The sequence below is a fragment of the Bacillus sp. FSL R5-0523 genome, from assembly GCF_037975295.1.
GTDB lineage: Bacteria > Bacillota > Bacilli > Bacillales > Bacillaceae > Bacillus > Bacillus subtilis.
Window position 1 is genome coordinate 1,031,459 of the sequence record NZ_CP150251.1, and the last position, 19,447, is coordinate 1,050,905.

22 protein-coding genes are annotated in these 19,447 nt (G+C 44.3%); 9 read left to right on the forward strand and 13 right to left on the reverse strand.

Annotation, left to right across the window (positions count from 1 at the left end; translation table 11 throughout):
• Nucleotides 1-3: 3 nt before the first annotated feature.
• The 3 genes from crcB to NYE53_RS05295 are packed head-to-tail and all read right to left on the reverse strand — an operon-like array spanning nt 4 to nt 1,470.
• Nucleotides 4-360: a fluoride efflux transporter CrcB gene (crcB, locus tag NYE53_RS05285; protein ID WP_339247615.1), complete on the reverse strand. Its 357-nt coding sequence runs from the start codon at nt 358-360 to the stop codon at nt 4-6.
• Complete coding sequence (locus NYE53_RS05290; protein ID WP_339247616.1) at nt 357-752, reverse strand: CrcB family protein; 396 nt, start codon at nt 750-752, stop codon at nt 357-359. The genes crcB and NYE53_RS05290 overlap by 4 nt, the downstream gene beginning before the upstream one ends.
• A complete protein-coding gene (locus NYE53_RS05295) occupies nt 739-1,470 on the reverse strand; it encodes a glycerophosphodiester phosphodiesterase family protein (protein ID WP_014479309.1) in 732 nt (243 codons plus the stop codon). Before NYE53_RS05295 ends, NYE53_RS05290 begins: the two co-directional genes overlap by 14 nt.
• 233 nt (nt 1,471-1,703) lie before the next feature.
• Between NYE53_RS05295 and NYE53_RS05300 the strand changes: the two genes are divergently transcribed.
• The 3 genes from NYE53_RS05300 (at nt 1,704) to srtN (ending at nt 3,888) form a co-directional block, all read left to right on the forward strand.
• A complete protein-coding gene (locus tag NYE53_RS05300; RefSeq protein ID WP_009966908.1) occupies nt 1,704-1,811 on the forward strand; it encodes a YhdX family protein in 108 nt (35 codons plus the stop codon).
• A gap of 148 nt (nt 1,812-1,959) precedes the next feature.
• Entirely contained in the window at nt 1,960-3,075 is a 1,116-nt protein-coding gene (gene mscY, locus NYE53_RS05305) for a small-conductance mechanosensitive channel protein MscY (RefSeq protein WP_015252461.1), read from the forward strand.
• 69 nt (nt 3,076-3,144) lie between these two features.
• Nucleotides 3,145-3,888: a sirtuin NAD-dependent deacetylase gene (srtN, locus tag NYE53_RS05310; RefSeq protein ID WP_014476294.1), complete on the forward strand. Its 744-nt coding sequence runs from the start codon at nt 3,145-3,147 to the stop codon at nt 3,886-3,888.
• Between the two features lie 23 nt (nt 3,889-3,911).
• Here srtN and NYE53_RS05315 read toward each other — a convergent pair whose 3' ends face one another.
• A complete protein-coding gene (locus NYE53_RS05315) occupies nt 3,912-4,760 on the reverse strand; it encodes a polysaccharide deacetylase family protein (protein ID WP_339247618.1) in 849 nt (282 codons plus the stop codon).
• 284 nt (nt 4,761-5,044) lie between these two features.
• On the opposite strand from NYE53_RS05315, the gene dat reads away from it, so the two are divergent.
• Complete coding sequence (gene dat, locus NYE53_RS05320; protein ID WP_339247621.1) at nt 5,045-5,893, forward strand: D-amino-acid transaminase; 849 nt, start codon at nt 5,045-5,047, stop codon at nt 5,891-5,893.
• Nucleotides 5,894-5,935: 42 nt separating this feature from the next.
• On the opposite strand, the gene nhaC is transcribed toward dat, so the two are convergent.
• Both nhaC and NYE53_RS05330 read right to left on the reverse strand, forming a co-directional pair.
• On the reverse strand, nt 5,936-7,297 hold the full coding sequence (nhaC, locus tag NYE53_RS05325; RefSeq protein ID WP_015252457.1) for a Na+/H+ antiporter NhaC: 1,362 nt from the start codon (nt 7,295-7,297) through the stop codon (nt 5,936-5,938).
• 126 nt (nt 7,298-7,423) lie between these two features.
• Nucleotides 7,424-7,924, reverse strand: coding sequence for a universal stress protein (locus tag NYE53_RS05330; RefSeq protein ID WP_106073766.1), 501 nt, complete (start codon nt 7,922-7,924; stop codon nt 7,424-7,426).
• 163 nt (nt 7,925-8,087) lie between these two features.
• On the opposite strand from NYE53_RS05330, the gene NYE53_RS05335 reads away from it, so the two are divergent.
• From NYE53_RS05335 to bmrD, 3 genes are all read left to right on the forward strand, one after another.
• Entirely contained in the window at nt 8,088-8,249 is a 162-nt protein-coding gene (locus NYE53_RS05335; RefSeq protein ID WP_010886461.1) for a hypothetical protein, read from the forward strand.
• Nucleotides 8,250-8,368: 119 nt separating this feature from the next.
• Nucleotides 8,369-10,126, forward strand: coding sequence for a multidrug ABC transporter ATP-binding protein BmrC (gene bmrC / locus NYE53_RS05340; RefSeq protein WP_038829269.1), 1,758 nt, complete (start codon nt 8,369-8,371; stop codon nt 10,124-10,126).
• Nucleotides 10,123-12,144: a multidrug resistance ABC transporter ATP-binding protein/permease BmrD gene (bmrD, locus tag NYE53_RS05345; RefSeq protein ID WP_339247626.1), complete on the forward strand. Its 2,022-nt coding sequence runs from the start codon at nt 10,123-10,125 to the stop codon at nt 12,142-12,144. Before bmrC ends, bmrD begins: the two co-directional genes overlap by 4 nt.
• A 49-nt stretch (nt 12,145-12,193) precedes the next feature.
• Here the strand turns inward: bmrD and NYE53_RS05350 are convergent, their stop codons facing one another.
• From NYE53_RS05350 to spaC, 6 genes are all read right to left on the reverse strand, one after another.
• On the reverse strand, nt 12,194-12,814 hold the full coding sequence (locus tag NYE53_RS05350; RefSeq protein ID WP_160221462.1) for an SDR family oxidoreductase: 621 nt from the start codon (nt 12,812-12,814) through the stop codon (nt 12,194-12,196).
• A gap of 38 nt (nt 12,815-12,852) precedes the next feature.
• On the reverse strand, nt 12,853-12,963 hold the full coding sequence (locus NYE53_RS05355) for a hypothetical protein (RefSeq protein ID WP_336156121.1): 111 nt from the start codon (nt 12,961-12,963) through the stop codon (nt 12,853-12,855).
• Nucleotides 12,964-13,067: 104 nt separating this feature from the next.
• Nucleotides 13,068-13,271 (reverse strand): beta type acid-soluble spore protein SspB, encoded by a 204-nt coding sequence (sspB, locus tag NYE53_RS05360; protein WP_003233287.1) that lies wholly within the window; start codon nt 13,269-13,271, stop codon nt 13,068-13,070.
• A gap of 208 nt (nt 13,272-13,479) precedes the next feature.
• A complete protein-coding gene (locus tag NYE53_RS05365; protein ID WP_010886462.1) occupies nt 13,480-13,698 on the reverse strand; it encodes a YheE family protein in 219 nt (72 codons plus the stop codon).
• Between the two features lie 149 nt (nt 13,699-13,847).
• Nucleotides 13,848-15,209 carry a spore coat associated protein YheD gene (gene yheD / locus NYE53_RS05370; RefSeq protein ID WP_339247630.1) on the reverse strand — a complete coding sequence of 454 codons (1,362 nt, stop codon included), beginning with the start codon at nt 15,207-15,209 and terminating at the stop codon, nt 13,848-13,850.
• A complete protein-coding gene (spaC, locus tag NYE53_RS05375; RefSeq protein ID WP_339247633.1) occupies nt 15,199-16,290 on the reverse strand; it encodes a spore coat associated protein SpaC in 1,092 nt (363 codons plus the stop codon). The genes yheD and spaC overlap by 11 nt, the downstream gene beginning before the upstream one ends.
• 266 nt (nt 16,291-16,556) lie before the next feature.
• On the opposite strand from spaC, the gene NYE53_RS05380 reads away from it, so the two are divergent.
• Both NYE53_RS05380 and NYE53_RS05385 read left to right on the forward strand, forming a co-directional pair.
• Nucleotides 16,557-17,690: a DUF445 domain-containing protein gene (locus NYE53_RS05380; RefSeq protein ID WP_047182357.1), complete on the forward strand. Its 1,134-nt coding sequence runs from the start codon at nt 16,557-16,559 to the stop codon at nt 17,688-17,690.
• Between the two features lie 92 nt (nt 17,691-17,782).
• Entirely contained in the window at nt 17,783-18,136 is a 354-nt protein-coding gene (locus NYE53_RS05385) for a YlbF family regulator (protein WP_003224239.1), read from the forward strand.
• Nucleotides 18,137-18,179: 43 nt separating this feature from the next.
• On the opposite strand, the gene NYE53_RS05390 is transcribed toward NYE53_RS05385, so the two are convergent.
• Entirely contained in the window at nt 18,180-19,253 is a 1,074-nt protein-coding gene (locus tag NYE53_RS05390) for a DNA alkylation repair protein (protein WP_339247635.1), read from the reverse strand.
• Nucleotides 19,254-19,447: the final 194 nt, after the last annotated feature.

Here is a 19,447-nt window from a genome sequence, read left to right on the forward strand (position 1 = left end):
TTTTTATATTGTGATTGTCCAGCCGCACCAAAATGCCAAAAACGACCCGCAAAGTGTCAGGGCGATGTACAAGATGCTTTCTTTTACACGTTTGGCCATAAGGAGTTGAATACTTTCAACGCTGAAGGTGGAAAAGGTCGTAAAGGCGCCAAAAAACCCCGTGCCAATGATAAGCGAGACCGAAGCATTTGCAACGTGAAGTCCTGTAAATATTCCGAGCCCGAGAGCACCGAGAATATTGACTGTCAGTATGCCAATGGGCAGGCTCAGACCTTTGGTTTTGGCGGTTATGACATTGCCAAGCCAGAAGCGAAGCATTGCGCCAAGTCCGCCCCCTATGAAAATACCCGCTAGTGTCATCTTTCCTGCAGCCCCTTTCTTTGCTGAATGCCTGCTATGCGCCGTCCCGCAAAAACACCAATCAGTGCAAATATGATCCCTGATATCAATGAGGCTGCCACATATAAAAGAGCCAATGAGGGTTGTCCTTGCAAAAGCATCACTGTTTCCTTAGTAAACGTGGACATTGTTGTGAAGCCTCCGCAAAAGCCGGTGCCTAAAAAAGCCGACAGCAGAGGCCGTTTTGCCCCGATCATAAAAAATCCGGTCAAAATGCCTAATAGAAGGCTGCCTGCCGCATTTTCCAGCCAGGTTGACGCCGGGAACTGCCCGTTGTGTATCCATAAGTTTAATCCGTATCGGAGGCAGGCGCCAAGCGCGCCTCCGATAAAAACCGCGCTATATATTTTCATGTTTGCCATCCTTTATGATGAAATCCGGGTAATCTGTAACGATGCCGTCCACGCCCATGGCTTGTAATTTTGCCGCTGTCTTTTGATTGTTGACAGTCCATGCAAATATGTTTAAGCCATTTTTATGGACGGAGCCGATCATCAGACGGTTGAGCCGTGTGTATTTTATATTGACATAGTTTGCAAAAGAGCGGAAGGCCTTCATCTGATTTCTGGACAGCATGCCAAAGTTGGGCCTTGTAATGACCGCTGTCGGAATCGAAGGATAAAGCTCGCGGAACCTTTGGACGGAGCGGAACTGAAAGGATTGAACAATATTATTGATAGAAAAAGAAAATTGCCCTAATAGCTGTCCCACCTCTTCTTCAATTCCGACTTGAGACGGATGGCCTTTTAGTTCAATTAAAAGGCCGATTTTTTTGTGGTAGCGCTTGAGCACCGCTTCCAGGGTCGGAATACGCTCTCCTTGAAAAGCGGGACCGTACCAGCTTCCTGCATCGAGTTTCTGCAATTCCTCCAAGGTAAAATCCTTAACAAAGCCCGATCCGTTTGTTGTTCGGTCAACCCTGTCATCGTGTATCACAACAATCTGCCTGTCTTTTGTAAGCTGGACATCCAGTTCGATCATATCTGCATTCATTTTCACCGCAAGGTCAAATGCGGCAATCGTATTTTCCGGAGCGTAGCCGGATGCTCCGCGATGGGCAATGATGTACAAGCTAAGTCAGCTCCTCGTATGGGCATTTCTGTTATTGTATCAAATCCATATATGCACCGCGATACAAACTGGTGAATTTTTTCTGCCATATCGGAATGGTCCGGGCTGAGGAATGCGTATAACTAAAAAAAGACACTCAGCGTATCAGAACACATTTCGTCAGAAAATTAGGTCTTTCGACATGTTCACAACAAAATATGATCCTTTATAATAGCAAAAAAGGAGGCGAGATCATGGGAAAAGGGAGAATCAGAGTGGAGGAAAGAATTAAAGCCGAAACGGATGCTGAAATGCAAAAAGCAACTCTCCTTGATCAGACACAAACGAAAAAAGGTAAGTGACTGTCCCTATTGAATCTGGCTGATAGATGAATTGAGAAATGACCCCGGCGTTTCGCCGGGGTTTTGTGCTGCAAAAGACATTTAAATGAACATCTTTACGAATATTTTAGTATAATAAACAATTGATTGGGATAGAGGGGAGACAGTCATGCCGGATTATCTGCAGCAGTATTTTACGCTTGATAACATCATACAAATCGGCATCAGCTTGGCGATTTTGCTGGTGTTTCTTATACTTAGAAAATTATTCACAAGATATTTCTTTAACCTGCTTTTTAATTTGACAAACCGGCCGAAAACAGAAATTTTTAAACAGGTGGTTCTGGCGTTTGATAAGCCGGCCAGATGGTTTTTTGTTGCCCTTGGGCTGTTTTTAGCGATCCGGTATTCACCGTTTTTAGATGAGCAAATGCCGGTCATCAGCAAAATATACCGCTCACTGATTGTGGCGCTCTTGTGCTGGGGTCTTTGTAATTTGACCGCAACATCGTCGTTTATCTTCCATAAGGTGAATCAGCGCTTCGAGCTTGACATGGATGACATTCTGGCCCCGTTTTTATCCAAATTGCTCCGTTTTGTGATCATTGCGCTCAGTGTCAGTGTGATCGCTCAGGAATTCAATTATGATGTCAACGGATTTGTAGCGGGCCTAGGTCTTGGCGGACTGGCTTTTGCGCTTGCCGCGAAGGATACCATCAGCAACTTCTTCGGCGGTATTATTATTATTACTGAAAAGCCGTTTACAATTGGTGACTGGGTGGAGACGTCGACAGTAACAGGATCAGTCGAGGATATTACCTTTAGGAGCACGAGATTCAGAACAGCACAGGGGGCGCTTGTAACGGTGCCGAACTCTACGCTGTCGATGGAAGCGATCACGAACTGGACAAGAATGACCAAACGCCAGATTACGTTTTCCATCCATGTGTCCTACGCTACGCCGATTGAGAACCTTGAACGCTCCATTCATTCTCTCAGAACAATGCTCTTAGAGCATGAGGGCGTTGATAATGAAACAATCATGGTCAACTTCGATACGTTTGCCGACAGCTACTACAATTTATTTTTTAACTTCTATACAAAAACGACAGTTTGGGCTGAAAACCTTAATATTAGAGAGGATATCAACTATAAAATTATTGAGATTTTAGGTGCAGAAGGTGTCCAGTTTGCATATCCCGGCCAAATGGTTGTTGTCAAGCAAAAGCACGAAAGCGACCCATTCCAGGTGAATCTAAATAAAGAGGAAAAGGAACGGGCTTAAAAGAGAGACTTCGTCTGACAGAGGCGGAGTCTTTTTCATGGTAAAATAAGAGAAAAAGGCGGTGTTGAGTTGGAAGCATTCAAAAGTATTCTACATGAAGCACAGCGAATTGTTGTGCTGACCGGAGCGGGAATGAGCACAGAATCAGGGATTCCCGACTTTCGTTCAGCAGGGGGCATTTGGACGGAAGATGCCTCAAGAATGGAAGCGATGAGCCTTGATTATTTTTTAAGTCATCCGCGTCTGTTTTGGCCCAAATTCAAAGAATTGTTCCAGATGAAAATGAGCGGCAGCTTTGAACCGAATGAAGGACACTTGCTTTTAGCTGAGCTGGAGAAGCAAGGGAAGCAGGTCGATATTTTCACGCAAAACATTGATGGTCTTCATAAAAAAGCGGGGAGCAGGCATGTATACGAACTGCATGGTTCTATCCAGACAGCAGCTTGTCCGGCATGCGGCGCCCGATATGATCTTCCCCATTTGCTGGAGCGGGAGGTGCCGGAGTGCACGGCGGCCGGAAACAATGGGGACATTTGCGGAACGGTATTAAAAACCGATGTTGTTCTCTTTGGCGACGCCGTCATGCACTTTGACACCCTTTATGAAAAGCTGGATCAAGCAGATCTTTTATTGGTTATCGGCACGTCTCTCGAAGTGGCTCCGGCTAGATTTGTGCCTGAGGATGCAAGTCTGATTCCCGGCATGAAGAAAGTCATCATAAACCTTGAACCAACGTATTGTGACAGCTTGTTTGACATGGTCATCCATCAAAAAATCGGCGAGTTTGCCCGAAGTTTGGGCATAAAAAAGTGAGCCGCCTTATGCGCCTCACTTTTTTATTCATGAACAGGAACCATTGTGTCCTCTAACACTCCGAAGGAATAGCCTTTTTCTTTTAATTTATTGATTAGTACCGGCAGCGCGTTTACGGTAGCGGGAAGATCATGCATGAGAATCACATTCGGGCGGCCTGAAGAGCTGTGTTCCATATTTTCAAGCTGCTCTAACACGGCCGTCACATACTTTGAATTTCGGTATTTCCAGTCCATGCTGTCAATCGTCCAATCCCAGTACACAAAACCGTCTTTCTCAAGATTGCGGATTTGTGAGGGGGTTAGTGACGGCTTGCTTCCGTAGGGCGTTCTGACAAGAGCGGTTTTATATCCTGTAATGTCCTGCAGCGTGTCACGCGCCTCCTGCATTTCTTTTAGCGGAGATGTCGGTGTTTGATAGAACAATCTGTTATTGTGGGTAACGCCATGTAAACCGAGTGCGTGGCCTTCCTTTTCTGCTCTTTTCACAGCTTGTTTGAATTCGTTCATCCGCGGTGACAGCATAAAAAACGTCGCTTTTACATCAGCGCTTTTCAGTACATCGAGCAAGCGGTTTGTAGAGGCTGACGGGCCGTCATCGAAGGTTAAGTAAACCGTTTTATCTCCCATGTCCTGCTTTGTCTGCAGATGTTTTATCAGCAGATCGGGGGAGTCGTTTTTCAGCTTAAGGCTTTCCTTCTCATCTCGAAGCTGTCCGTTAGTTGTGACAGTGACTTCCTTTGCTTTCGTTGAACTGTTGGAATAACCCAAAATCACCATAAGCAAAAGCAGCACACATAAAACTGCTAAACTTGCAAATTTAAAAGCAAGCGAAACTGCAGAAGGAGAAGCTTCTCCTCTCGTTTGTCGCATAACAATCTCTCCATTGGCATAAAATCTCTACATAATGCTGTACAGCAGGCAGCTTATGAAGATGCCTTATGTTTACAACCTATGTATTACCAGTCAAGTATACAGGAATAAAACTGGAAAGCACATAGAAAAGTTGTCGAAATGTCAGATTTTAAGGAAAAAATAAACTCCTTTCCGCTATAGATCTCTTGATCTTTCTGTTTTTCAGCTTGTCCAATATGGTAGAATTAGTGACAATGACAGCTTGAATGACATCAAGGACATCTCGAAAAGGGAGGGCTTTTATGAAGGTTTTAGTCAATGGCCGGCTGATTGGGCGCAGTGAAGCATCAATCGATTTGGAAGATCGCGGTTATCAGTTTGGTGACGGCATCTATGAAGTGATCAGGGTGTACAAAGGAGTATTGTTCGGTTTACGTGAGCATGTAGAGCGTTTTTTCAGAAGTGCTGCTGAAATCGGAATTTCACTGCCATTCAGTATAGAAGATCTCGAGTGGGACCTGCAAAAGCTTGTACAGGAAAATGCGGTCAGTGAGGGAGCGGTATACATTCAGACAACAAGAGGTGTGGCCCCGCGAAAACACCAGTATGAAGCCGGCCTCGAGCCGCAGACTACTGCTTATACGTTTACGGTGAAAAAACCGGAGCAAGAGCAGGCATACGGAGTGGCGGCCATTACAGATCAGGATCTTCGCTGGCTAAGATGTGATATCAAGAGTCTGAATTTACTGTATAATGTCATGACGAAGCAAAAGGCCTATGAAGCGGGAGCATTTGAAGCCATTTTACTTAGGGACGGCGTTGTTACGGAGGGTACATCCTCTAACGTTTATGCCGTTATCAACGGCACGGTGCGAACACATCCGGCTAACCGGCTCATTCTCAATGGAATTACACGGATGAATATTTTAGGACTGATTGAAAAGAATGGGATCAAACTGGATGAGACTCCTGTCAGTGAAGAAGAGTTGAAACAGGCGGAAGAGATCTTTATTTCGTCAACGACGGCAGAAATTATTCCGGTCGTGACGCTCGATGGACAATCGGTCGGAAGCGGGAAACCCGGACCGGTGACCAAACAGCTTCAGGCTGCTTTTCAAGAAAGCATTCAACAGGCTGCTAGCATTTCATAAATGAACGAAGAAAAGAGCCCGCTTTATACAGCGGAGCTCTTTTTATTTTTTAACAAATCCAATCAAAATGGAGATCATCGGCGATATATAGAGGAAGAACGTAAACGGGATGTAGTCTATGACTGGAACACCAAGTGCGCTCGCCATAAATGCGCCGCTGACGCCCCAAGGAATCAATGGGTTAATTAATGTTCCGCCGTCCTCTAATGACCTTGTCAGAAATTTTCGCTGGATGTTTTGTTTGTCATATAAGGATTTAAATGATTGTCCTGGTATTAATATCGATAAATACTGTTCGCCGGTTGCCAAGTTGACGCCGATGCTTGAGCAGACAGTTGCTGCAACAAGACGGCCTTTTGAGCGGATGCCTTTCATGACGCCTTCCAATAGTGCAGAAATCAATCCGATTTTCTCCATCAATCCGCCGAGCGCAAAAGCAATCATAATGAGAGAGACAGAGCCCATCATGGATTGCAGTCCGCCTCTGTTGATAATTTTAGCGGCTGCCTCATTGTCAGTTTCGAAAGTTGTGCCATTTTGCAAAGCTGTCATAAACGCCTGCAGGCTGCTGTCGGGTACAAAAATAGCAGTCAAAATTCCCGAGGAAATAATTCCGGCAGTCAGAACGGGGATTACTGATACCCGTTTCATTGCCAGCAAAACGACTAAGAGCGGAGAAAGAAGGGCCCACGGTGTCACGTTTGCGGCATCTTTTATTCCGGTTATCACCTGCTGAATATTATCGGTTGAAGCAGCGTCCGCTGACACTGATGAACCGAGAAAATAAAACAGAACGACAGTGATGAGCAAAGCTGGAATGGTTGTGCCCATCATATGGCGAATGTGTTCAAAGATCGGTATTTCGCCTATTCCGGCTGCAAAGTTGGTTGTGTCCGACATCGGCGACATTTTATCCCCAAAACAAGCGCCGCATATGACTGCGCCTGCTGTCCATTCAAGCGGAACGCCGGCCGCGCTCGCCACGCCGATCAGCGCTACTCCGATTGTGCTTACAGTTGTCAGGCTTGAGCCAACAAGTGTGCTGATGATCATACATGAAAACAAAGCAGTCAACAGAAGGTGGCTTGGTTCAATAAAGGATAGGGCATAAACTGTCACAGTCGGTATTGCGCCGCTGTACATCCAGGCGCCGATTAAGATGCCGATCAGCGCTAGAACAATAATCGGCTGTACGCCGTTTTTGATCCCATCTACAATCCCTTTTTCAATACTCTTCCAGGAAAATCCAAACCATAAAGCTGCTGCTGAAAGCATGACAACACTTAAAAACAGCGGGATATGAGGTTCTACATGAAGCAAGAATAAGCAAGAAATAATAATGCATAACATGAATATAAATAAACCGACGGCTAACGGAAACGTCAGCTTTTTTTGAGAATCCAAAATAACACCCCATATTTATCTTTAATGCTTTTGTGCTTTTGGGCACGAAAGCATTATAACAGAAAAAAACGAAAATCTATGTTTTTTCACAATTATGAATATAAAAGAAGTGAGCACAGGGCGTGCTCACTTTACAATCAGGACGGGTATATCCGATTTTGCTGAAAGCTTTTCACTTACACTTCCGAATATTAGCTTTTTCAGCCTGTTTTGGTCTCTGCTTCCGGTTACGATCATATCGGCAGAAATGCGGTTTGCATGCTCGATAATTGATTCAGCCGGATCGCCTTCTAATATATCGATATCTCCATCTGCCTGCTGTTCATTCAGCATCATTCTGGCTTCGGCGATGACTTCTTCCGTACGGTCTTCATAGATCATTGGCTCAGGTGATGTTACATCCGATATCAGCGGATCAGGAACACTTGTCATGCCTCCGCTGATATAGCTTGCCTCAGCTGCGGGTCTGGGCGGGTCGATGACGGTCTGATTGTCTTTCATATCATGTGAATGGGCGACGGTAATAGCGGCATTTAAGGTTTTAGCAAGATCAATGGCTGTCTGAAGCGCTTTCTTACTATTTTCACTTCCGTCAAACGCAACAATGATACGGTCAGCATGGAACATCCTTCTCACCCTTTCAAAGCGTCTTACAACACTACTACCCGAATTTGAGCACAATTAACCTTTTCCTATTCAAGTAATGATTGACAATAAAAGGTTTTGTTTATATGATGATAAAAAGATGAAATCAGAATGGAAGGAGGGTTTGCTATGCCAAGGAATTTGCGTGTTTATCAAACAGTTTCATATTGGCGCGGCAAACCTTTTGTTCTGTTTTCGTGAACGGTTTTTTAGGTCGGACCGCGCGCTGAAAAGCGCTGTGCGTAACATATCGGTTAAAAAAGGCATGGAGCTGACGCTTCATGCCTTTTTTATATACAAAATCTAAGGAAAGACAGGTGTATGGGATGTGAAGACCAATACAGAGGCGAGGGCTGTTCGTGCCAAATTGGATGAAAAAAGCTGCAAGGAAAAAATAGAAGGCGGCTGATGAGGAGATGGGGATAGATGTTTTCAGTTTTGAAAAAGCTTGGCTGGTTTTTTAAGGCGTACTGGCTGCGCTATACGATTGCGATTGTCCTTTTATTAGCAGTCAATGTCATTGAAATGTTTCCGCCTAAGCTCTTGGGGAACGCCATAGATGATATGAAAGCAGGGGCATTTACTGCGGAAGGGCTGCTGTTTTATATCGGTATCTTTTTTGTGCTGACGGCGGTCGTGTATATCATGTCTTATTTTTGGATGCATCAGCTGTTTGGCGGAGCGAATCTGATGGAGAAAATTCTTCGTACGAAGCTCATGGGGCATTTGCTGACTATGTCGCCGCCGTTTTATGAAAAAAACCGAACAGGCGATTTAATGGCACGAGGGACAAATGATCTTCAGGCCGTCAGTTTAACCACAGGGTTTGGCATCTTGACGTTAGTTGATTCTACGATGTTTATGATGACGATCTTTTTGACAATGGGGTTTTTGATCAGCTGGAAGCTGACCTTTGCCGCCATTATCCCGCTTCCAGTCATGGCGATTGCAATCAGTCTTTATGGAAGTAAAATTCATGAGCGGTTTACTGAGGCCCAAAACGCGTTCGGGGCGCTGAATGACAGAGTGCTGGAATCTGTTTCAGGCGTGCGGGTGATTCGCGCGTATGTTCAGGAAACAAACGATGTTCGCCGGTTTAATGAAATGACCGCTGATGTTTATCAGAAAAATATGAAAGTGGCTTTTATTGATTCACTGTTTGAGCCGACGGTGAAACTGCTTGTCGGCGCAAGCTATCTGATTGGGCTCGGCTACGGAGCGTTTCTTGTATTCCGGAACGAGCTGACGCTTGGAGAGTTGGTGTCCTTTAACGTTTATCTCGGCATGATGATTTGGCCGATGTTTGCAATCGGTGAACTCATTAACGTGATGCAGCGCGGCAATGCGTCATTAGACCGGGTAAATGAAACTCTTTCTTATGAAACGGATGTGACAGATCCAAAACAGCCCGCTGATCTTAAAGAGCCTGGAGATATCGTTTTCAGTCATGTCAGCTTTACATATCCAAGCTCAACAAGTGACAATCTTCAGGATATTTCATTTACGGTGCGAAAAGGGCAGACTGTCGGGATTGCAGGTAAAACCGGGAGCGGAAAAACGACAATTATTAAGCAGCTTTTGCGCCAGTATCCTCCAGGTGAAGGGAGCATTACATTTTCAGGTGTACCGATTCAGCAAATCCCTCTTGACCGTCTCCGCGGATGGATCGGATATGTGCCTCAGGATCATTTACTGTTTTCACGGACTGTAAAAGAAAATATTTTATACGGAAAACAGGATGCAACTGATAAAGAGGTTCAGCAAGCCATTGCCGAAGCACATTTTGAAAAAGATTTGCACATGCTTCCGTCCGGTCTGGAGACAATGGTCGGTGAAAAAGGCGTGGCACTGTCAGGCGGGCAGAAACAAAGAATTTCGATTGCGAGAGCACTCATGGCGAATCCGGAAATCTTGATCCTGGATGATTCGCTTTCCGCTGTAGATGCCAAAACAGAGGCTGCAATTATCAAGAACATCAGAGAAAACCGCAAAGGAAAAACGACATTTATTTTGACGCACCGATTATCCGCGGTAGAGCACGCTGACCTGATCCTTGTGATGGACGGCGGCGTCATTGCTGAGAGAGGCACGCATCAAGAACTGCTGGCCAATAATGGGTGGTACCGGGAACAATATGAAAGACAGCAGCTGTTCACGGCCGAAGAAGGGGGAGCAGGGGCATGAAAATAGGAAAAACGTTATGGAGATACGCACTTCTTTATCGAAAATTGCTGATCACGGCCGTCCTATTGCTAGCTGTCGCCGTCGGTGCAGAACTGACCGGGCCGTTTATCGGCAAGAAAATGATAGACGACCATATCCTCGGTATTGAGAGAACATGGTATGAAGCTGCGGAAAAAGATAAAAATGCCGTTCAGTTTCACGGCGTCTCATATGTCAGAGAGGACCGAATGCATGAGCCTGTTTCAAAAGCAAAAGAAGCGCATATTTATCAAGTGGGAATGGCGTTCTATTTTGTTGATCAGGCTGTCAGCTTCGACGGGAATAGAACGGTTTCTGACGGGAAGCTGACGATCACAAACGGAGACAAGAGCCGGGCATATGCTGCCGAAAAGCTGACTAAGCAGGAACTTTTCCAGTTCTATCAGCCGGAAATAAAGGGAATGGTGTTACTGATCTGCCTGTATGGGGGCTTGCTTGTGTTTTCGGTATTCTTTCAATACGGACAGCATTATCTGCTGCAGATGAGCGCCAATCGGATTATTCAAAAGATGAGGCAGGACGTGTTTTCTCACATACAGAAAATGCCGATTCGCTATTTTGACAACCTTCCGGCCGGAAAAGTCGTTGCGCGGATTACCAATGATACGGAGGCTATCAGGGATTTATATGTCACAGTGCTTTCAACATTTGTGACAAGCGGAATCTATATGTTCGGGATATTCACGGCTTTGTTTCTGCTTGATGTGAAGCTTGCGTTTGTATGTCTGGCAATTGTGCCGATTATCTGGCTGTGGTCTGTCATATACCGGAGATATGCGTCGTATTACAACCAAAAAATCCGCTCGATCAACAGTGACATTAACGCAAAAATGAATGAATCAATTCAAGGCATGACCATTATTCAGGCTTTCCGCCATCAAAAGGAAACAATGAGAGAATTTGAGGAATTAAATGAATCACATTTTTATTTCCAAAACAGGATGCTGAATTTAAACTCCTTAATGTCCCATAATTTGGTCAATGTCATCCGCAATCTTGCGTTCGTCTGTCTGATCTGGCATTTTGGCGGTGCGAGCCTGAATGCGGCCGGGATTGTTTCTATCGGTGTGCTGTACGCGTTTGTCGATTATTTGAACCGGTTATTTCAGCCGATCACAGGCATCATCAATCAGTTTTCAAAGCTGGAGCTTGCAAGGGTCTCCGCCGGGCGTGTTTTTGAACTGCTTGAAGAAAAGAATACGGAAGAAGCGGGTGAACCGGCGAAGGAGCGCGCGCTGGGGCTGGTTGAATTTCGTGATGTGTCATTTGCGTATCAAGAAGGTGAAGAGGTATTAAAGCATATTTCCTTTACTGCGCAAAAAGGCGAAACCGTAGCGCTCGTCGGCCATACCGGATCAGGAAAAAGCTCGATTTTGAATCTTCTGTTTCGTTTTTATGATGCGCAAAAAGGTGATGTCTTAATTGATGGAAAAAGCATTTACAACATGTCAAGACAGGAACTCAGATCCCATATGGGCATTGTGCTTCAGGACCCGTACTTATTCTCGGGTACAATCGGATCTAACGTAAGTCTGGATGACGAAAGAATGACTGAAGAAGAAATAAAAAATGCACTGCGGCAAGTCGGTGCTGAGCCTCTTCTTAAGAAGCTTCCTAAAGGCATTAATGAGCCCGTGATTGAAAAAGGCAGCACGCTATCCTCTGGAGAGCGGCAGTTAATTTCTTTCGCAAGAGCTTTGGCGTTTGATCCCGCGATCTTGATTTTAGATGAGGCAACGGCGCATATTGATACAGAGACAGAGGCCGTGATCCAGAAGGCGCTTGATGTCGTCAAACAAGGACGCACCACCTTCGTCATCGCTCACCGGCTTTCAACAATTAGAAATGCTGACCAGATTTTGGTTCTTGATAAAGGAGAAATTGTTGAGAGAGGGAACCACGAGGAACTGATGGCATTAGAAGGCCAATATTATCAAATGTATGAACTGCAAAAGGGACAGAAACATTCCATTGCATAACGCTCAAAAAACCCAAAACAATCGTGTTTTGGGTTTTTGGTTTATGTAGTCAATAAGCCAGTCCGACACGGTATCCGACATACTTACCTGTAACAAGCTCACGATATAAAAAGTCCGCAGTATCGCCGACCGAAATGCTTGTGCCGCCCTCAGGCAAAACGTTACGCTCCGTACGATATACGCCGGTTGCTGTTCCGTCCGGGAGGTAAGTGGGGCAGATGATTGTCCAGTCTAATGATGATTCTTTAAGCATTTCGTATACTTTTGCATGCTCCTTGGCTGCGCGGGTCTGCTTTCGTTTCGATTCATTTGTTTCAAACCGGTATTTTCCCGGTTCATATCGGGAATCTAGGATCCCTGCGGTGCCGATCGTAATAAGCCGTTTGATATGCTGTTCCTCCATAGCGGAGAGAATGTGTGCCATAGCAGTTGACAAGGTATCATCACCATCTGTGCCTAGACAGCTGATCACGATTTCAGCATTCTCCATTATTTTTTTCACATCTTCTAAGCGGCGGGCGTTCCCCATGACGGTTCTGTCTTTTGAAAGGGGAAGATCAGCATGTTGAGATCTGATCAGAGCGAAAATATCAAATCTTTCATCTGCTGCAGCTTGTGTTAAAAAGGCTTGTCCGACGCGGCCGCTGGCTCCTAATAAAGCGATTTTCATCAAAAAACCTCCTCGCCTTTCATTATAAAAGGATGTTCTCAGTTTGAACAGCGCGGGAAATAAACAGAACGATGGGAAACATATTCATGAATCATGGATACACTTACGAATTGAACCAGCTCCCAATTCACAATGGTGATGAATGACACCCCGATTCCCTCCCTTTTTTTCTAGGATATGTGGAGCAGGAAAAAAGGGTGACAAAATAAAGAGAGCGCGGAAACCGCGCCCTCTATAGCCATATATTGAATTGTTATTGAACTCTGCCGCCCATTTGCTGCTGAGCGAAAGATACTAAACGTTTTGTGATTTCTCCTCCGACAGAACCGTTAGCGCGAGAAGTTGTGTCCGCTCCAAGGTTAACGCCGAATTCAGAAGCGATTTCAAGTTTCATTTGATCGATAGCCTGAGCTGCGCCAGGAACTAGTAAGTCATTTGAAGAGTTTTGGTTAGCCATGTGTAAAATCTCCTTTTTATTTAGTATGGTTGGGTTAACTGGAGTTGCACCAATCTGTGAACCCTTCTCGGGTGTCACTGCCGCCTCGGCGTAACCCAATGCTTTGCCGGCTTGTTACTACGTATTATGTTAAAATGGCCGGAAACTCATGCGGAGAATTGTGTGGTAAATCTTGAGAAATAAAAAAAGCTTAGCCGTTTAGGCTAAGCTAGTCATAAATATGAAAAAGCATCAGTTCATGTATCTCGTTTGTAAGAGCAGGCTCGTCAGCGCGGGCGGGAAACAAGTCTCCCCATTCAATCTCACCGCTCTTATGATAGATGCCTTCATAATGGGTCCCTTTATAATAAAATGAAATTTTCCATCCGGGCAGCTTTTCTTTTGGGAACAAAGGTTTCCAGCTGAAATGAGAAATCATTACGGCCACGCTCCTTACATTTGGTATCAATTGACCTAAATAAAAACGGCTTATGTTCATTGTATCATTGTTTCAGAACATCATTGAAGAGACCTTAATATGCAGTTTGTCCCAGCTTTGGATAAAGATAAGCCCGCTTTATTAAAAAAGCGGACAGGTTACGAAGGCCACAATGCTTCAGGAGATGTGATTGCCTTCTCAGATAAATATGACGCGTATTCAAAGCTTCTTCGTTTTGTAAGAGAATCAACATGATGCAAATTTGGATGAGAAAAAATGCTTCGGCCTGGGCGCGAATTCGCTTCAAACATCCATACTTTACCGTTCTGATCAATGCCAAAATCGAAACCAATCTCCCCGATAAACCCCTCGATATGATCATGAAGGACATGGCTTGCCGTCAGTGCCGCTGCAGAAAGCTTTTTTATGACCTCAACTCTTTCAGCGGGATCATCGTATACTTCCGCAAGTGTCTTTACAGTGCCGCCGTTAGAAAGATGTGTTGTAATGCTGTTCTTTCCGGAAATTTTTACTGCGATTGCTGTCACTGTCCATTTTCCTTTTCTGTTTTTATTGGTATGGACACGGAAATCCGCTGGTTTGCCTTGAAATTCGATGAGATCAACACCTTGCTGAATAAGAAAGTCGGACGGGTTGTGCTGTTTTTGAAATTCTGCAAGGAATGAGGCGGCATCGGAATAATCAATCGAAGTAAATGTTTTGGCGTCATTCGTATGCTTTACCGTCAGGCCGCCATCTGTTCTTGTCAGCTGATAAATGCCGGTGCCGAGTGCTCCATTTGCCGGTTTGATATAGACTTTTTTGTATGCGCCACAAAGCTCATCTATCAGCTCCACAGACGGTGTCAGCTCGGATCTAGGCAAAAAGGGTGCCGTTCTCGGATCTTTTTCGAGCAATTGATGAACGTTCCATTTATTGAAAAACGTTTTATTAAACCATGGGATCTGATATTCATCGATCAGCCTCTTTTTTGTATGTTGCAAGAGAAGTGAATCTTCAATTTTTCGATTCGGCAAACGGTCATAAACGACGTTCGGCAATGGAACGATTTTTTTCTCCCAGCCGTTTTCCCTGTAAAGGAGGCCTTCAATCGTGCCTTCCTCCCAATTGATTTGGTGCGCGCCAAAAACGAAGCAGTAGCCTCCGGCTTGCTCGTGTAACGTGACAAGCTTAGAAAAAAAGAGGGAACGATCCTTAAATGGACGTTCAAGAGATACAGTAAACCCTGCCGTAAAGATGCCGACTAACGGCCCGATATGCACTGTATGATCATGAATCAGTATATCAGCCCTGCTTCGGTGGGGGAGCAAAAGCTCATGAAACAGATTTTCAGAGAGCAGCACGGTTTGTTCCAGATGCCGTCTGTAAGCAACGTGGCATCTGACAACCTTCGTTCCGAATGCGGCATGCAAAAGTCCGTCTCGCTTCAGCGAAGAGGGCAGAAACAGGGTATTTTCACTGGTTTTGTCTATGCCGATCAAAAACCGTTTAGGATTCACGCGGAAGAACTCCTTTCTGGCTTTGTTCAGAAAACAGATATTGGCAGCGCTTTAGGGGACAAGTGTACAGCTGTTCTTTTTGCTCGGGAGAGACACGCAGGATTGACTTCCTGCCTGGTTTGGAATTGATATCTAAAATCCAAATTCTCCCGTCCTTAGCAAGACATATATCAAGACCGAGTTCAAACAACGGCCCGTAGCGCTCGTCAAGATAATACGGAACCGATTGGGTAATCGAAAACACATCATCTAGTAAAACCACTTGCTGTTTTTTCGGTATATCTTCAAACCAGGAGTCAAATGTCAGCGCATCAGATCCGCCTGACAAATTGGCCAGCAGCCCGTGTTTGTATCCGCGTCTTACTGCCTTTCCGACTGTATTCCATTCACCTGCTTCGTTTTTTTCCATAAACAGACGAATATCACAAGGGTATTGTTCCTTATCTTGAATGTTTAAGTAAGGCTGAAGCAAATATTGATGCTGAAGCACTTTTTTGCACCATGTTTTAAAAGAAGTCTGGTTGGAAAACGTTTTTGTCTGCTTATCCTTTCCGATGTGATAAGTAGCAGTGATGTTTTTCTTGCCCAGCTTCAAAAGAATCACGCCTCTGCCTCCCGCGCCGAATGCCGGTTTAAGGATGCAGGCTTTTTCTTTGGATAAAAAGGATTGAATTTGTTCGTAGCGGTTCACCTTTATCGTTTCGGGAATATAGGGATTGATTACAGAGTGCTGCTGCAAATCGTGAAGGACGGTCCACTTATCGGGAAGACCCCGCCCGATAAATTCCGTTTTCGGATATTTTTTGAGCCACTCAACGATTGGTTTTGCTTTTTGGGAATGTGAATCCTTGCCGTAAAAACAGCGATCATAAATATAATCTGGAATCGCCATTTCAGTTTCGTTCCATGTGCTGCTGGCCGAATGATAGACCGATGCTTTGACACGCAAAGTGTCAGGTAAAATATCAAATGGTGTAAACCGGATCAAACGTATGCCGAATTCGGGTGCTCTTTTGGCCAGTTCTGCGGAATAATCCGCTTCATGCTGGCGGGATAAGGACATAAAACCGAGTGTTATCATGGTGAGACTCCCCCTTTTATTCAAAAGCTGCCGGCGGGTGTCCGCAGCTTTACACTAAATACATGTAAGACGAACGCAGCTGACGGTATTCTACTTTACAGAATACGATTCTTCACCTTGCCCTATTCCAAAAGAACAAGCTGATTTTCTAAGAACAGGAATTTGTCTCCTCGTTTGCTAAGTGATTGCATGAGCCTCTATAATACGTATAGGTACATAATCTATATGAAAAAAGCTGAAGCACAGATGGAGGAAGATGAATAGGAATGGGTATTGCAGGAACCTTTATTTTTATGATCGTGATCGGCGCTGCCATTGGAGCGGTGACCAATCATTTAGCAATTCAAATGCTGTTTAGGCCGTATAAAGCGTACTATTTATTTGGGAAGCGAGTTCCTTTTACGCCCGGGCTGATTCCAAGACGGCGAGATGAACTTGCAAAACAAATGGGACTGATGGTAGTCAATCATCTCTTAACCCCTGAAGGCATTAAAAAGCGGCTCGTCTCTGATGCAGCCAAAACGCAGGCTCTTCGAGTGGGGGAACAGCTGATTCAAAAGCTGTCACTTTCTGAAGTGACAGTAAAAGAAGCGCTTGAAAAAGCCGGGATGAAGCGCCCCGAAAAAGCTGCTGATGCATGGATCAGCAGCTGGACCGATGACAAGCTGAATGAGCTTTTCCGCCAATACGGGGACCAATCGTTAAAAGAGCTGGTGCCTATAGAGGTGCAGGAAAAGCTTGAGGAAAAAATTCCGATGATTTCAGGATATATATTGTCACGGAGTGTCCGTTATTTTGAAAGTGATGAAGGAAAAATCCGTCTTGGCAATATGATTGATGACTTTTTAAAAGAGCGCGGCATGCTTGGAAGCATGGTGCAAATGTTTCTTGGCAATTCAAGCCTTGCGGATCGTGTGCTGCCGGAGCTGCTGAAATTCTTGCGGAATGAGGAAACAAATAAATTGCTTTCTGATCTCTTAAAAAACGAATGGGGCAAGCTGAGGGAGTATACGTTTAATGAAGCAGACGAAAAATGGAATGCAAAGGCTCTCATTTTCAGTTTGAAACGAAGAGTGCTGCAAGCATTTTCGACTGCCCCTTTCTTCGACAATACGATTGGCACGCTTACCGTCCGCTATGAATCTGAGCTGACCCAGCAAATGCTGCCGGCACTGTTAGACAAATTGCTTGAAGGGATTTCGTCCAACCTTGAAAGTGTCTTAAAACGGTTGCGTCTTGAGGAAATCGTCAAGGAGCAAGTGGATCAGTTCCCGGTGGAGCGTCTTGAAGAAATGGTGCTGTCCATTTCAAAAAAAGAATTTAAAATGATTACCTATTTGGGGGGCCTCCTCGGCGGAATGATAGGCGCGATTCAAGCACTGTTTGTCATCCTTTTTTAAGAAGAAATGGTTTTTGATTAATGAAAGGAGCTCCATAGTCTGTTATAGTGGAGTGGTATGTCAAACGGCAATGATGAAAGGAGCTATTTACAATGGCTGTTAATTTTTATGATGTAGCGTATGATCTGGAAAATGCATTACGCGGGAGCGAAGAGTTTACCCGTTTAAAAAACCTTTATGACGAAGTTAACGCAGATGAATCAGCGAAGCGCATGTTCGAAAACTTCCGTGATGTACAGCTTAGACTCCAGCAAAAACAAATGGCAGGAGAAGAGATTACACAAGAAGAAGTGACGCAGGCTCAAAAAACAGTTGCGCTTGTACAGCAGCATGAAAAAATTTCTCAGCTGATGGAAGCGGAGCAGCGCATGAGCATGCTGATTGGTGAATTGAACAAAATCATTATGAAGCCTTTAGAAGAGCTTTACGGCAGTGTTGAAGGCTAATCAGCAAAATCCCTTCTTGGATAAGAAGGGATTTTTTATTCATTCAGCAAACTTGGAAATCCAATGAATCTTTTACCTCTCCATTGATGATCACTGATAATGTATGAATTCCTTTGTAATGCTTTCTGGTGGTTAAATCCTTAAAGGATTGGATTCTTGTGTATGATTTCGTTTCGTTTTTTCGTATATTTGTTTCTGTTATTTTAAATACTTTCTGATGACGCTGGCCTCTTGCTTTTACAAAATCAATTGCGTACTCAATTCTTAACTTTTGATCCCTGTCTGAATGAATATAGAAAGAAAATTCAAGGCTTTCGCCAATAACTATACGTTTGGGCTGGCATGTTAAATCATGTAGTTGTATCGAATCAGCATTTTCATAACCAAAAAGCGCTAAGGCCTGTTTATCACCCTTTTTTAATAAGGTCCGATAGGCGTGTTTGATAATCCAGTCTGTATGGGGATGTGTTCCGTACCATTGATCTGCGACTTTACTCAGTAAATCAGGATGCGTTTTTGATATATCATTAAGGTTGTTGGCCACGCTTTTTCTTACATATAAGGACTCGTCCTGCATCAGCTTCTCAAGGATCGGCAATACGGGGGAAGGGTCCGATTTCAAAGCCGGTATCGATTTTCCCCATGGCAGGCGGGGCCTGCTGCCTTCGCTCGCAAGTCTTCTCACGTGTTCATTTTTATGCTCAGACCATGCAAGCAATTGTGCAATCATCTTTTCTTGATCTAACAGCAAAAAAGGCCTTACAGCAAATTCTGAGGTCGAATATTGCGTAAAGTATTCCAATGCCTTTATTGATTCTTCCCAATGCGCTAACCCGTACTGTTCCACATAATCTGGAAATAAAATTCCGCTGAGTCCTTTAAAATGAGGGGCTGTATCCCGTAAAATTGCGAGCGCTTCAACGTATTGCTTTGGCAAAGTTTCGTATAAAGAAACTGTCATGCGGCGCATCCGCTCTTTTAAAGTGAGTTCAGGCCAGTCCTCCAGCCGTAATGTATCCAAGAATCTGTTTTTGTTAAAATCAGGATAGGATGACCTTACATGATGGATCAACTGAGATATCAGTTCTTCATTATATATTTCTTTTAAATCAGCCATATAAACACCGCTTTTTCGTTTATTATTTATATTGTATGGGAATGTACGTTCTGGATCAAGTGTATAGTCCTAAAAATTAACAACTGATCCTACCACGGATATACAAAAGTTGGTTACTTTTTTTAGTTAAAAAAACCCTTGTCATCGGAAAGGAAAACTGAGATAATAACATTGAAAGCGCCTACACTTACCTA

Coding starts and splice junctions, on each gene's coding strand:
- crcB (WP_339247615.1), bottom strand. CDS start 360: ATGACACTAGCGGGTATTTTCATAGGGGGCGGACTTGGCGCAATGCTT.
- NYE53_RS05290 (WP_339247616.1), bottom strand. CDS start 752: ATGAAAATATATAGCGCGGTTTTTATCGGAGGCGCGCTTGGCGCCTGC.
- NYE53_RS05300 (WP_009966908.1), top strand. CDS start 1,704: ATGGGAAAAGGGAGAATCAGAGTGGAGGAAAGAATTAAAGCCGAAACG.
- mscY (WP_015252461.1), top strand. CDS start 1,960: ATGCCGGATTATCTGCAGCAGTATTTTACGCTTGATAACATCATACAA.
- NYE53_RS05315 (WP_339247618.1), bottom strand. CDS start 4,760: ATGCGACAAACGAGAGGAGAAGCTTCTCCTTCTGCAGTTTCGCTTGCT.
- dat (WP_339247621.1), top strand. CDS start 5,045: ATGAAGGTTTTAGTCAATGGCCGGCTGATTGGGCGCAGTGAAGCATCA.
- NYE53_RS05330 (WP_106073766.1), bottom strand. CDS start 7,924: ATGTTCCATGCTGACCGTATCATTGTTGCGTTTGACGGAAGTGAAAAT.
- bmrC (WP_038829269.1), top strand. CDS start 8,369: ATGTTTTCAGTTTTGAAAAAGCTTGGCTGGTTTTTTAAGGCGTACTGG.
- bmrD (WP_339247626.1), top strand. CDS start 10,123: ATGAAAATAGGAAAAACGTTATGGAGATACGCACTTCTTTATCGAAAA.
- NYE53_RS05350 (WP_160221462.1), bottom strand. CDS start 12,814: ATGAAAATCGCTTTATTAGGAGCCAGCGGCCGCGTCGGACAAGCCTTT.
- sspB (WP_003233287.1), bottom strand. CDS start 13,271: ATGGCTAACCAAAACTCTTCAAATGACTTACTAGTTCCTGGCGCAGCT.
- spaC (WP_339247633.1), bottom strand. CDS start 16,290: ATGATAACACTCGGTTTTATGTCCTTATCCCGCCAGCATGAAGCGGAT.
- NYE53_RS05380 (WP_047182357.1), top strand. CDS start 16,557: ATGGGTATTGCAGGAACCTTTATTTTTATGATCGTGATCGGCGCTGCC.
- NYE53_RS05385 (WP_003224239.1), top strand. CDS start 17,783: ATGGCTGTTAATTTTTATGATGTAGCGTATGATCTGGAAAATGCATTA.
- NYE53_RS05390 (WP_339247635.1), bottom strand. CDS start 19,253: ATGGCTGATTTAAAAGAAATATATAATGAAGAACTGATATCTCAGTTG.